General features: G+C 65.5%; 13 protein-coding genes and 1 pseudogene. 13 read left to right on the top strand and 1 reads right to left on the bottom strand.

Translation table 11 applies throughout. The features are described 5' to 3' along the window. Positions 1–444 precede the first annotated feature (444 nt). Positions 445–948, top strand: coding sequence for a tetratricopeptide repeat protein (locus V7Q81_RS04510; protein WP_333840730.1), 504 nt, complete (start codon positions 445–447; stop codon positions 946–948). Here V7Q81_RS04510 and V7Q81_RS04505 read toward each other — a convergent pair. Continuing rightward, positions 945–1,544, bottom strand: coding sequence for a ComF family protein (locus V7Q81_RS04505; RefSeq protein WP_333840729.1), 600 nt, complete (start codon positions 1,542–1,544; stop codon positions 945–947). The two genes, V7Q81_RS04510 and V7Q81_RS04505, sit on opposite strands and share 4 nt — an antisense overlap. Before the next feature lie 199 nt (positions 1,545–1,743). On the opposite strand from V7Q81_RS04505, the gene bioB reads away from it, so the two are divergent. The 12 genes and pseudogenes from bioB (at position 1,744) to V7Q81_RS04445 (ending at position 11,250) form a co-directional block, all read left to right on the top strand. Further along, complete coding sequence (gene bioB, locus V7Q81_RS04500) at positions 1,744–2,721, top strand: biotin synthase BioB (protein ID WP_333840728.1); 978 nt, start codon at positions 1,744–1,746, stop codon at positions 2,719–2,721. Positions 2,722–2,757: 36 nt separating this feature from the next. Further along, positions 2,758–3,963, top strand: coding sequence for an 8-amino-7-oxononanoate synthase (gene bioF, locus V7Q81_RS04495; protein ID WP_333840727.1), 1,206 nt, complete (start codon positions 2,758–2,760; stop codon positions 3,961–3,963). Next, positions 3,963–4,772, top strand: a complete 810-nt coding sequence (locus V7Q81_RS04490) for an alpha/beta fold hydrolase (RefSeq protein ID WP_333840726.1) — start codon at positions 3,963–3,965, stop codon at positions 4,770–4,772. Before bioF ends, V7Q81_RS04490 begins: the two co-directional genes overlap by 1 nt. Next, positions 4,735–5,631, top strand: a complete 897-nt coding sequence (bioC, locus tag V7Q81_RS04485) for a malonyl-ACP O-methyltransferase BioC (protein ID WP_333840725.1) — start codon at positions 4,735–4,737, stop codon at positions 5,629–5,631. The genes V7Q81_RS04490 and bioC overlap by 38 nt, the downstream gene beginning before the upstream one ends. Next, positions 5,628–6,323, top strand: a complete 696-nt coding sequence (bioD, locus tag V7Q81_RS04480) for a dethiobiotin synthase (protein ID WP_333840724.1) — start codon at positions 5,628–5,630, stop codon at positions 6,321–6,323. Before bioC ends, bioD begins: the two co-directional genes overlap by 4 nt. A gap of 149 nt (positions 6,324–6,472) precedes the next feature. Then, positions 6,473–6,943: a DUF2244 domain-containing protein gene (locus V7Q81_RS04475; protein ID WP_333840723.1), complete on the top strand. Its 471-nt coding sequence runs from the start codon at positions 6,473–6,475 to the stop codon at positions 6,941–6,943. Positions 6,944–6,974: 31 nt separating this feature from the next. After that, positions 6,975–7,742 (top strand): annotated as a pseudogene (gene coxB / locus V7Q81_RS04470) (cytochrome c oxidase subunit II); the annotation flags it as partial. 108 nt (positions 7,743–7,850) lie between these two features. Continuing rightward, positions 7,851–9,440: a cytochrome c oxidase subunit I gene (ctaD, locus tag V7Q81_RS04465; RefSeq protein WP_333840722.1), complete on the top strand. Its 1,590-nt coding sequence runs from the start codon at positions 7,851–7,853 to the stop codon at positions 9,438–9,440. A gap of 35 nt (positions 9,441–9,475) precedes the next feature. Further along, positions 9,476–9,592: a cytochrome oxidase small assembly protein gene (locus tag V7Q81_RS04460; RefSeq protein ID WP_333840721.1), complete on the top strand. Its 117-nt coding sequence runs from the start codon at positions 9,476–9,478 to the stop codon at positions 9,590–9,592. Then, positions 9,589–10,149 (top strand): cytochrome c oxidase assembly protein, encoded by a 561-nt coding sequence (locus tag V7Q81_RS04455; protein WP_333840720.1) that lies wholly within the window; start codon positions 9,589–9,591, stop codon positions 10,147–10,149. The genes V7Q81_RS04460 and V7Q81_RS04455 overlap by 4 nt, the downstream gene beginning before the upstream one ends. Positions 10,150–10,152: 3 nt before the next feature. Beyond that, positions 10,153–10,359 (top strand): DUF2970 domain-containing protein, encoded by a 207-nt coding sequence (locus tag V7Q81_RS04450; protein ID WP_333840719.1) that lies wholly within the window; start codon positions 10,153–10,155, stop codon positions 10,357–10,359. 39 nt (positions 10,360–10,398) lie between these two features. After that, complete coding sequence (locus V7Q81_RS04445; RefSeq protein WP_333840718.1) at positions 10,399–11,250, top strand: cytochrome c oxidase subunit 3; 852 nt, start codon at positions 10,399–10,401, stop codon at positions 11,248–11,250. Positions 11,251–11,315: the final 65 nt, after the last annotated feature.

Here is an 11,315-nt window from a genome sequence, read left to right as displayed (position 1 = left end):
CTCGAGGGGGAAGCGCAGGAAGCGATAGCCGAGGCTGCCGCAAGACCTGCTGAGGCCCTGCTCCCCACTGCGCTGGCGACAAGCCCCGCGCCGGGCGCGGAGGAGGGTGCAGGTGCGCCTGCCTCGCGGGCGGGAGGAGAGGCTCGTTGGGGCGCCGTACCCTCGGGGAAGGCATCCGCGCCGGGAGTCTCCCGCGAGGATGCCAAGGCAGCGCCCCGCACTCCGGGGCTGGCTGCCGTCGCCCCCTCGGCGGGCAGCACCGCCGCTTCGGGGGACGGGTCCAGCTCTTCGGCTCCTGGGCCCGAAAGGACCGGTGCCGAGCCCCCTCTCCCAACTCCCCTGTCGATCGATAAGAAGCCCCGGCCCCTCACGCCCGAGGAACAGGCGGAGAACGCGTTTCGCCGTGGGCTTGCCGCGTTGCAGCGGCACCGGGACAGGGAAGCGATGGACGCTTTCAGGGCCGCCCTGGAGCTCAATTCCCGCCACGAGACGGCCCGCCAGAGCCTGGTGGCGCTGCTGTTGGCAGACAACCGGCTTGCCGAAGCGGAAAAGACCCTCGCCGAGGGGCTCGCCCTCAATCCGCGCCAGATCGGCTTCGCCACCGCTCTGGCCCGCATCCAGGTGGAGCGGGGGGCCAGCGCTACCGCCCTGGACACCTTGGCGGCCGTCGCACCCCATGCCGGAGACTCGGCGCAATTCGAAGCCTTCTTTGCGGCCCTCTTGCACCGGGCGGGCAGGCACCGGGAAGCCGTGGAGCGCTATAGCCGCGCCTTGCAGCTTGCCCCCGGCACGGGGGTGTGGCTGCTGGGCATGGGCCTCGCCCTTCAGGCAGATGGCCGTTCCGCGGAGGCCCGCGCCGCCTTCGAACAGGCCCGGGCAAGCCGCCAGCTGAGCGCCGAGCTTGCCGCCTTCGTGGAGGAGCGGCTCGGCGAATGGTCGTCGAATTAGACCCTGGCGGCCCACTCGGGCAGCGCCCGGGCCACCACCCAGCCCCGTACCCGGGCGGCGCCCCGGCGCTTGAGCACCCGGGCGAGCTCGTTCAACGTGGCCCCGGTCGTGAGCACGTCGTCCACCACTGCCACGTCCGCTCCGCCCAGGTCCCGGACACAGGTGAATGCCCCCCGCACGTTCCTACGCCGCTCCCTGCTGGAAAGCTGCGCCTGCTCGGCCGTGTCCCGATGGCGGGCGCACAGGTCCATGACCACCGGGACTCGGGTTCTGCGGGCAATTTCCCGGGCGAGCTCTGCCGCCTGGTTGAATCCCCGGACCTTGAGCCGGGTGGGGTGCAGGGGCATGGGAATCACGAGATCAGGGCGGGGCAAGGGAGCCACGTGCTCGGAGAGCAGCCGACCCAGCGCCCGGCCTGTGGCCAGGTCCCCCTGGTACTTGAAGCGGCGGATCATGGCGTCCACCGGGAAGCGGTATTCCAAGGGGGCTGTTGCGACGTCGAAGGCCGGTGGACGCCGCAGGCACTCGCCGCAGACGCACGCCAAGGGCGTGGAGACCCCACAGACCGGGCAGCGGGCGGGAGGCAGCAGGGGCAAGGTCCCTCGGCAGGCCGGGCAGGGGTTTCCCTCTCGGGTCGCGCTGCCGCAAAGAAGGCAGGCCTCGCTCGCGGCGCGGCGCAAAGCCCGGGCCAGGCTGTTCAAAAATCGATTGGCAAAAATTGACAGCCCCCTTGGGAGAACCGATACTGCGAAAAATTTAAAGGCTTTCTCCTTTCTTGTCCCAAAACGGTTGGCCATGTCCCAGCCCATGACGGTTTGCCCTGCTGCGGTGCCGGAGCGTTGCGCCTGGTCGGTCGAAGCGGTGGCTGCCCTCTTCGAGCGACCCTTCAACGACTTGCTGTTCGAAGCGCAGCGAGTCCATCGACAGAATTTCGATCCGAACCGGGTGCAGCTCTCCACGCTCCTTTCCATCAAGACCGGCGGCTGTCCCGAGGACTGCGCTTATTGTCCCCAGTCGGTGCGCTATTCCACTGGTGTCGTGGCGGAGAATCTCATGTCCCTGCCCGACGTGGTGGCCGCAGCTCGAGCCGCGAAGGCCAAGGGGGCGACCCGGTTTTGCATGGGGGCTGCCTGGCGCGGCCCAAAAGACCGGGACTTGGAACGGGTGGCGGAAATGGTGAGCGCCGTGAAGGCCCTCGGCCTGGAAACCTGTGTCACCCTAGGCATGCTGAAGGAGGGCCAGGCGGAGCGGCTGCGGGCGGCGGGGCTGGATTATTACAACCACAACTTAGATACGGACCCGGAATTCTACGGCCGCATCATCACCACCCGCACCCAGGCCGAGCGGCTGGAGACCCTGGCCCGGGTGCGCTCGGCCGGCATTCGCGTTTGCTGCGGCGGCATCGTGGGGATGGGAGAGAGCCGGCGGCATCGGGCGGGCATGATCGCCCAGCTCGCTAACTTAGATCCTTATCCCGAGAGCGTGCCTATCAACGCCCTGGTGCAGGTGGAGGGCACGCCCCTGTACGGCACCGAGACGTTGGATCCCTTCGAGTTCGTGCGCACCATCGCTTGCGCCCGCATCACCATGCCCAAGGCATGGGTGCGCCTGTCTGCCGGACGCGAAGCCATGCCCGAGCCGGTGCAGGCCCTATGCTTTTTGGCCGGGGCGAATTCCATTTTTTATGGCGAAAAGTTGCTCACCACCGGCAACCCTCAGGTGGAGCGGGACCAAGCCCTGTTCGCGAAGCTGGGGCTTAAAGCCCTTTCCTGACGGGCGCCGCAAAGCGCCCATCCCATGACGAGCGGCATGGAGGTCGTTCCTTTCTCCGAGCTTGCGGCGCTGGGGCGAGAGCTGGCGGCGCTGGAAGCGCGGCAGCTGAGGCGTCGGCGGCTTCGGGTGGAGGCCGCCCGGGGCCCGCGGCTCTTGATCGGCGGGGTCGAGTACTTGGCTTTCTGCAGCAACGACTACCTGGGGCTCGCCCACCATCCTGGTGTTGCCCGCGCCGCCCGGGCAGGGATCGAGCGTTATGGGGTGGGGGCGGGGGCCTCCCATCTGGTGAGCGGTCACAGCGACGCCCATCACCGCCTCGAAGAGGCCCTGGCCGAGTTCGTCGAGCTGCCCGCAGCGCTGCTCTTTTCCACGGGCTACATGGCTAACCTGGCGGTGGTGACGACCCTCGCCGGTCGCGGGGGTACCGTGCTGGCTGACCGGCTCAACCACGCGTCCTTGAACGACGCGGCGCTTCTTTCCCGGGCTCGGTTCAAGCGCTACGCCCATGGAGACTTGAAAACTCTCCGCCAGTGGCTCGCCGGCGCCCGCTGCGGGCCGCGGGTGGTGGTGACGGACGCCGTGTTCAGTATGGACGGGGACGTGGCGCCGCTGCCGGAGTTGCTGGCCTTGTGCGAGGAATTCGACGCTTGGCTGGTGGTGGACGATGCCCACGGCTTCGGCGTGCTGGGCCCCAAAGGCCAGGGAACGCTCTCCCATTTCGGCCTGCGTTCCTCTCGCATCGTCTACGTGGGTACGCTGGGCAAGGCGGCCGGAGTGTTTGGCGCCTTCGTGGCGGGCGATCCCGCAGTGGTGCAAACCCTAATCCAGCGGGCCCGCCCCTACATCTACACCACGGCCTTGCCGCCGCTTCTTGCCTGCGCTCTCCTCGAAAGCCTGCGTTTGATCGCGGAGGGCGACGAGGACAGGGCCCGACTTCGAGACCATGTCGCCCGGCTGCGCCGAGAGCTCCCGCCCGGCCCTTGGCGGCTAATGGCCTCCGAGACGCCGATTCAGCCCCTGGTGTTAGGAGACAATGCCCTTGCGCTGGCGGCAAGTCGAGCTCTCGCCCGGCGGGGGATCCTAGTGCCGGCGATTCGCCCTCCCACCGTGCCTCCGGGCACTGCCCGGCTGCGGATTTCCCTGTCTGCCGCCCACCGGGAAGAGGACGTGGAGCGCCTGGTCGAGGCCCTGGCCCAGACAGGGCAGGAGTTGGCCGTACTGGGCACCGAGGAGCTTGCCTGATGATGAAAGGGCGGCTGCATGTCACGCGCCAAGGCCGGGGGCCTGATCTGGTGCTACTCCATGGCTGGGGTCTGCATGGGGGTGTCTGGGAGACGCTGGCGGCTCGCCTGGGGCGGCGGGCCCGGGTGCACCGGGTGGACCTGCCAGGCCATGGAAAAAGCCCCCCCGTGCCTGGAGGCTGGTCAGCGTGGGTGGCAGCGCTCGCAGAAGTGGTTCCTAGGGGTGCGATCGTGGGCGGCTGGTCCCTGGGCGCTCAGCTCGCTCTGGCCTTGGCGGCGGCCTATCCCGAGCGGGTGTGCGGCCTGGTGCTAGTGAGCGCGACCCCCCGCTTCGTCGCGGGCGATGGCTGGCCCCTGGGGATCGCGGCCGCCGTGCTGGAGCGCTTCCAAGCCGAGCTCGCCCGCGATCCCGGCGCCACCCTGGAGCGGTTCCTGGTGCTCGTGGCCCGCGGGGCGGCGCGCCCCCGCGCCCTGCTGGAGAGGCTGCGCGCCGTCCGGGGGGCGAGTTCCCGGCCGGCGGTCGAAGCCTTGGCGGCGGGGCTACAGTTTCTCCAGGACAACGATTTGCGTTGCCTGGTTGCCCGGGTGAACTGTCCGGTTCAAGTGATCCATGGGGAGCCGGACGAAATCGTTCCTGCGCAAGCCGGCGCCTGGCTTGCTTCCCGGCTGCCCGGGGCCCGGCTCGCCCTGGTGCCTGGGGGCGGGCACGCCCCTTTCCTCGCCGAGCAGCAGGTGTGCGCTCGCCTCTTCGAACGTTTCGTGGAGTGGATTCATGACGAGCCCGGGCGATTCCCCCTATCGCATCGATAAGCGGGCAGTGCGCCGCGCCTTCGAGCGGGCGGCCGACAGCTACGAAGCGGCGGCGCTGCTGCAGCGGGAAGTGGCCGGGCGTCTGCTAGAGCGTCTGGATTACATCAAGCTGCAGCCGCGCACGGTGCTGGACGCGGGTTGCGGCACGGGCTACGCGCTTGCCGGCCTCGAGCGCCGTTACCCCCAGGCGCGCCTGGTGGCCCTGGACCTGGCGCTCGCCATGCTCAGAAAGATCGAGACCCGACAGGGTGGCTGGCGGCGATTTCTGCCCGGGCGGGATCCCCTACCCGAGCGAGTGTGCGGCGATCTGGAGCACCTGCCCTTGGCGAGGGCCAGCGTGGACCTGGTCTGGTCCAACCTGACCCTGCAGTGGTGCGATGACCCTGGCCGGGTGTTTGCCGAGGTGCGACGGGTGTTGCGGCCGGGGGGGCTTTTCATGTTCACCACCTTCGGCCCCGACACGCTCAAGGAGCTGCGGCAGGCCTTCGCCGGCGTGGACGGTTACGTCCACGTGAGCCGCTTCATCGACATGCACGACCTGGGCGATGCCCTGGTGCGGACGGGCTTCACCGACCCGGTGATGGACATGGAGCTCATCACCGCCACCTACGCCGAGTTTGGTCAGATCCTGCGGGACCTCAAGGCAATCGGTGCCCATAACGCCACGGAGGGCAGGCGCCGCGGGCTCATGGGCAAGAACCAGTGGCGTGAAGCCCAGGCGCGCTACGAGGCCCTGCGGCGCGAGGGGCGGCTGCCAGCCACCTTCGAGGTGGTATATGGCCATGCCTGGCAGCAGGCGCCGCGGCTGTCCCCAGGCGGGCGGCCGGTGATCGAGATCCGTCCCCCAAGGCCTACATGAGCGCTGGCGCTTTCATGGTCATGGCACACGGTCTCTTCGTCACTGGCACCGACACCGGTGTCGGCAAGACCCTGGTGGCGAGCGCCCTGGTGCACCGGCTGCGGGAGAAGGGATGGCAAGCGGTAGGGATGAAGCCCATCGCTGCCGGCTGCGAAGAGGGTCGTTGGACCGACGTGGAAGCCCTGGCGGCCGCTGCCGGCCGCCTCTTTCCCCAGGCGCTGATCAATCCCTATCCCCTCGACCTGCCGATTGCGCCCCATCTCGCCGCTCGAATGCAGGGGGTGGCGATCCGTCCCGAGCCCATCCTGGAAGCTTTCCAACACTTGGCCCGGCAGGCGCAGGCGGTCGTCGTCGAAGGGGTGGGCGGCTTCCGGGTACCCCTTTCCTCGGATTGGGACAGCGCCGACCTAGCGGTGCGGCTGGCACTCCCCATGATCCTGGTGGTGGGCATGCGGCTCGGCTGCCTCAACCATGCCCTCCTCACGGAGGAGGCGATCCGGCGCCGGGGCTTGCACCTGGCGGGCTGGGTGGCCAACACCCTCGACCCCGCCATGGCCGCGTTTCAGGACAACGTGGCAGCCCTGCAAGAGCGCCTGGGGGCGCCGTGCCTTGGGGTGGTCCCGGCGCTTCCGCGGCCGCACTTCCAGGCGGCGGCACGCTACTTGAGATTGCCGCCGCCCTGGGAAGAATAGCCGTTCGGGTCGCGGTTCAGATGCTGCTACCCGGGCGTTTTCTTGCCACGACAGTGGCAGCCGTGCTACGTTTGGAAACTGTCCAAAATTGAAAATAGGTCTGCAGGCGCGGTTCTTTCAGGCTGGCCTCGCAGCGTCGATCTTGGCGAATGGCCTTGGTGCTTTCCAACGAAGCGGAGTATTCCGTCGTCTGCAAGCGGAACGCCTCCCTCCCCCCCGCTGCGCGGCGCTGGGTGTTTTCCTCAATCGCTGTTCTTATCCTGGGCATCGCCGGCGGCTTTGCCGCGGCGGGGGCGTGGCCCATTGCACCTTTTGCCGGGCTAGAGCTGGCGATCTTGTTCCTTGCTTTCCGCGAGATGGCGCGCCACGAGGGCGACTGCGAAACCATCGTGATCGCAGGGGATATGGTCAAGGTGGAGACCGTGCGCGCCGGCAGCCGCCAGCAGATGCAATTCAACCGCCATTGGGTCCAGGTGGTGGTGGAGCCGGGATCGGCCCTAGCGGTGCCCCGAGTATGGCTCCGTTCCCACGGGCGGTTGGTCGAGGTGGGACGCCATCTCTCGGAAGAGCGACGGCTCGCGCTGGCGCGAGAATTGAAATTGCGTCTCACGAAACGGTAATATTCGGGTTTTTCGGTACATGGGCAGAACAATGAAGAGAAAACTATTCGGGGGCGGCTTCTTCGCGTTCGCCCCATCGGCTGCGCTTGCCGCCCTCGGTCCGTCCAAGTACAACCTGCAGCCACCCCAGAGCCCCATCGCGGCCCAGATCTACGACCTGCATACCATCATCCTCACCATCTGCGTGGTGATCTTCGTGGTGGTGTTCGGCTTCATGTTCTATGCGGTGTTCAAGCACCGCAAGGCGGCGGGCCATCAGGCGGCCCACTTCCACGAAAACACCACCGTCGAGATCATCTGGACCGTCATCCCCTTCTTCATCCTGGTGGGCATGGCCTATCCGGCCACCAAAACGGTGATCGAGATGAAGGACACCTCCGCCCCGGACATGACGGTCAAGGTGACCGGCTACCAATGGAAGTGGCACTACGACTACTTGAACGAGGGGATCGGTTTCTTTAGCAACCTGGCTACGCCCAAGGAACAGATCGAGGGACGGGCGCCCAAGAGCGAGACCTACCTCCTGGAGGTGGACAATCCCATGGTGGTGCCTGTGGGCAAGAAGGTGCGGGTGCTGGTCACGGCCGGAGACGTGCTCCATGCCTGGTTCGTGCCCGCCTTCGGCGTCAAGCAGGACGCCATCCCCGGCTTCATCCGGGACACTTGGTTCAAGGCGGAGAAGACCGGCGTCTACCGGGGCCAGTGCGCTGAGCTGTGCGGAAAAGAGCACGGCTTCATGCCCATCGTGGTCAAGGTGGTGGAACAAGCAGAATACGACCGATGGGTGGCCGAGCAGAAGCAGAAGAAGGCGGGTGGCCAGTCGGTCCAGGTAAGCGAGGCCGCGGCGAGGTAGGCCGGCCGGCCACGAATTTGGCTATCGGACGGGATCAAGCACGAGGAGATCGAAATGGCAGCCGTGCATGGACACGCTGAAACTCACGCCCACGGGCACGAGCATCATCCGAGCGGCCTCCTGCGCTGGGTGATGACCACCAACCACAAGGACATTGGCACTCTGTACCTGTGGTTCAGTTTCATCATGTTCCTGGTGGGAGGCGTCATGGCCCTCACCATCCGTGCCGAGCTGTTCCAGCCAGGGTTGCAAGTGGTGAGCCCTGAGTTTTTCAACCAGATGACCACCCTGCACGGGCTGATCATGGTGTTTGGGGCCATCATGCCGGCCTTCGTGGGTTTCGCCAACTGGCAGATTCCCATGATGATCGGGGCGCCGGACATGGCCTTCCCCCGGCTCAACAACTGGTCCTTCTGGCTGCTGCCGCCGGCGGCGTTGCTGCTCATCATCTCCATGTTCGTACCCGGAGGCGCGGCCGCGGCGGGCTGGACCCTCTATCCGCCCCTCACCGTCCAGTTCGGGATGGGCATGGATCTCACCATCTTCGCCATCCACATCCTGGGCATGTCCTCCATCTTGGGCTCGATTAACATCATCACCACCATCCTCAACCTGCGGGCCCCGGGGATGACCCTGATGAAGATGCCCCTGTTCGTGTGGACCTGGCTGATTACCGCTTATTTGTTGATTGCGGTTATGCCGGTGCTCGCCGGGGCGGTGACCATGCTGCTCACCGACCGGCACTTCGACACCCACTTCTTCAACCCGGCCGGCGGTGGCGATCCGGTGCTGTTCCAGCACATTTTCTGGTTCTTCGGGCACCCGGAGGTGTACATCATGGCATTACCTGCTTTTGGGATCGTGTCCACAGTGGTGCCAGCGTTTTCTCGGAAGCCATTGTTCGGTTACACCTCTATGGTGTACGCGACGGCTTCCATCGCGGTGCTCTCTTTCTTGGTGTGGGCGCACCACATGTTCGCCGTGGGCATGCCGGTGGAGGCGCAGCTCTACTACATGTACGCCACCATGCTGATCGCTGTGCCCACGGGGGTGAAGGTGTTCAACTGGATCGCCACCATGTGGCGCGGCTCGCTCACCTTCGAGACGCCCATGCTCTTTGCTCTGGGTTTTATATTTCTTTTTACGATTGGGGGTTTGAGCGGTCTTGTGTTATCGATCATACCCGTGGATATTCAGCTTCATGACACTTACTATGTTGTGGCACACTTTCATTATGTCCTGGTGGCTGGCTCGCTGTTCGCCATTTTCGCTGCCATCTACTTCTGGCTGCCCAAGTGGACCGGGCGCATGTACGACGAGCGGCTCGGCAAGTGGCACTTCTGGCTGTCCATCATTTTCTTCAACGTGGCCTTTTTCCCGCAGCACTTCCTGGGCCTTGCGGGCATGCCGCGGCGCATTCCCGACTACGCCCTGCAGTTTACCGACTTCAACATGATGTCCTCCATCGGCGCTTTTGGCTTCGGGCTGTCGCAGGTGCTGTTCCTGTACATCGTGTTGAAGGCGATCAGGAGCGGTGAGAAGGCTCCCGAGAAGCCGTGGGAGGGAGCAGACAGCCTGGAGTGGACGGCGCTGCCCACACCGGCGCCTTACCACAGCTTCGAGACGCCACCGGTGATCAAGTGACGGAAGAAGGCCCTACTCGGCGGGACCTCAAGCCCATGAGGGACGACAAGGCGCAGGCGTTGAAAAACCTGAGGACGGGGCTCATCCTGGCCTCTATCGCGGCGGCCATCTTCCTCGGTTTCGTGTTGAAGCAATACCTGCTTTCCCGATGAGCACTGCGCAAGCCAACCGGACCTTGGTGTGGAAGCTGGTGGTGATCGCTCTCATCATGTTCGGTTTCGGCTTTGCCCTGGTGCCCCTGTACGAGGTGTTTTGCCAGGTGACCGGCATCCGGGATGTGGGACGGCCGGACGAGGTGGTCAATACCCAGGTGGATACCTCGCGCACGGTCACCGTAGAGCTGGACACCAATGTGCGCGGCGAGCTGCCGTGGCGCTTCGCCTCGCTGGAGCGCCGGGTGGAGGTCCACCCCGGTGAGCTGGTCCAGGTGACCTTCGAGCTTACTAACCCCACGGACATGACCGCGGCGGCCCAGGCGATCCCGAGCTACGGGCCCCAGCTCGCGGTGCAGCACGTAAAAAAGCTGGAATGCTTCTGCTTCTCTCAGCAGCGGCTGCGGCCGGGGGAGACACGCAAGCTTCCCACCGTCTTCGTGATCGATCCGGCGCTGCCATCGGAAGTCAACACGGTGACGCTGTCCTTCACCTTGTTCACCGTCGAGGGCTCCATCGGTCAGGTGAGCAGCGTAACCCGGCAGGGGCAGGGATGAGCCGTGCAGGGCGCGGGGCAAGGGAAAGCGGGGCCACTCGCCGCCCTCAAGGCGGTGTTCTGGGCCTTTTTCGGCATTCGTAAGCGCCAGGCGCATGATGAGGTGAGCCATCTCAAGCCGGTCCACTTCATCGTGGCCGGCCTGATCGGTGCGGCGCTATTCGTGCTGGCGTTGGTGACGCTGGTGCGGCTGGTCACCGGCAAGGGTTGAACAACAACGAGGCTTTGAAAGAGAAGGGAGAAACAGAACATGGCGACTCAGGCAGGCGGCTATTACCTCCCCGCCCCTTCGTACTGGCCGGTGATGGGCTCGACCGGGCTGTTTTTCATGGCCATCGGCGCGGTGCTCCTGTTCAACGAGCTCACTACCGCCGGCTGGGTGAGCCTTGCCGTCGGCGCCCTCATCTTGATCTACATGATGGTCGGCTGGTTCGGCACCGTCATTCGGGAAAACGAGCGCGGCCTATACAACAAACAGGTGGACATCTCCTATCGCTGGGCGATGAGCTGGTTCATCTTCTCCGAGGTGATGTTCTTCGCTGCTTTCTTCGGCGCCCTGTTCTACATGCGGGTTTTGTCCGTGCCCTGGTTGGGCGAGATCGACCAGAAGCTTCTCTGGCCCGACTTCACTCCTGGCTGGCCGGTGGCAGGCCCGGGCATCAAGGAACAGTTCACTCCCATCGGTGCGTGGGGCATCCCGGCCATCAATACGCTGCTACTTCTTTCCTCCGGGGTCACGGTGACCTGGGCCCATTGGGGTCTTAAGAAGAACAACCGCGCCCAGCTCATTTGGGGGCTGGTCTTCACCATTGCCCTGGGCATCGCCTTCTTAGCGCTACAGGCCTACGAATACGGCCACATGATCCGGGACCTGAACGTGACGCTGTCCATGGGGGCCTATGGGGCGACGTTCTTCATGCTGACCGGTTTCCACGGTTTCCACGTGACCATCGGCACCATCATGCTGATCGTCATCCTGGGACGGGCGCTCGCCGGGCACTTCACGCCGGACAACCACTTTGCCTTCGAAGGCGTATCCTGGTACTGGCACTTTGTCGATGTGGTGTGGTTGCTGTTGTTCGTGTTTGTGTACTGGTTGTGAGCCACGGCTGAACAAGGAGGGGAGGAGGCTCCCCGCGACTGCGGGGAGGGCACCATTACGCCGCA

The organism is Pelomicrobium sp., from assembly GCF_036803785.1.
Lineage (GTDB): Bacteria > Pseudomonadota > Gammaproteobacteria > Burkholderiales > UBA6910 > Pelomicrobium.
The sequence above is the reverse complement of the archived record's forward strand: the minus strand, read 5'-3'. Positions and strand labels throughout refer to the sequence as shown.

Coding starts and splice junctions, on each gene's coding strand:
- V7Q81_RS04445 (WP_333840718.1), top strand. CDS start 10,399: ATGGCGACTCAGGCAGGCGGCTATTACCTCCCCGCCCCTTCGTACTGG.
- bioF (WP_333840727.1), top strand. CDS start 2,758: ATGGAGGTCGTTCCTTTCTCCGAGCTTGCGGCGCTGGGGCGAGAGCTG.
- V7Q81_RS04475 (WP_333840723.1), top strand. CDS start 6,473: ATGGCCTTGGTGCTTTCCAACGAAGCGGAGTATTCCGTCGTCTGCAAG.
- V7Q81_RS04455 (WP_333840720.1), top strand. CDS start 9,589: ATGAGCACTGCGCAAGCCAACCGGACCTTGGTGTGGAAGCTGGTGGTG.
- V7Q81_RS04490 (WP_333840726.1), top strand. CDS start 3,963: ATGATGAAAGGGCGGCTGCATGTCACGCGCCAAGGCCGGGGGCCTGAT.
- ctaD (WP_333840722.1), top strand. CDS start 7,851: ATGGCAGCCGTGCATGGACACGCTGAAACTCACGCCCACGGGCACGAG.
- bioC (WP_333840725.1), top strand. CDS start 4,735: ATGACGAGCCCGGGCGATTCCCCCTATCGCATCGATAAGCGGGCAGTG.
- bioD (WP_333840724.1), top strand. CDS start 5,628: ATGAGCGCTGGCGCTTTCATGGTCATGGCACACGGTCTCTTCGTCACT.
- V7Q81_RS04460 (WP_333840721.1), top strand. CDS start 9,476: ATGAGGGACGACAAGGCGCAGGCGTTGAAAAACCTGAGGACGGGGCTC.
- bioB (WP_333840728.1), top strand. CDS start 1,744: ATGTCCCAGCCCATGACGGTTTGCCCTGCTGCGGTGCCGGAGCGTTGC.
- V7Q81_RS04510 (WP_333840730.1), top strand. CDS start 445: ATGGACGCTTTCAGGGCCGCCCTGGAGCTCAATTCCCGCCACGAGACG.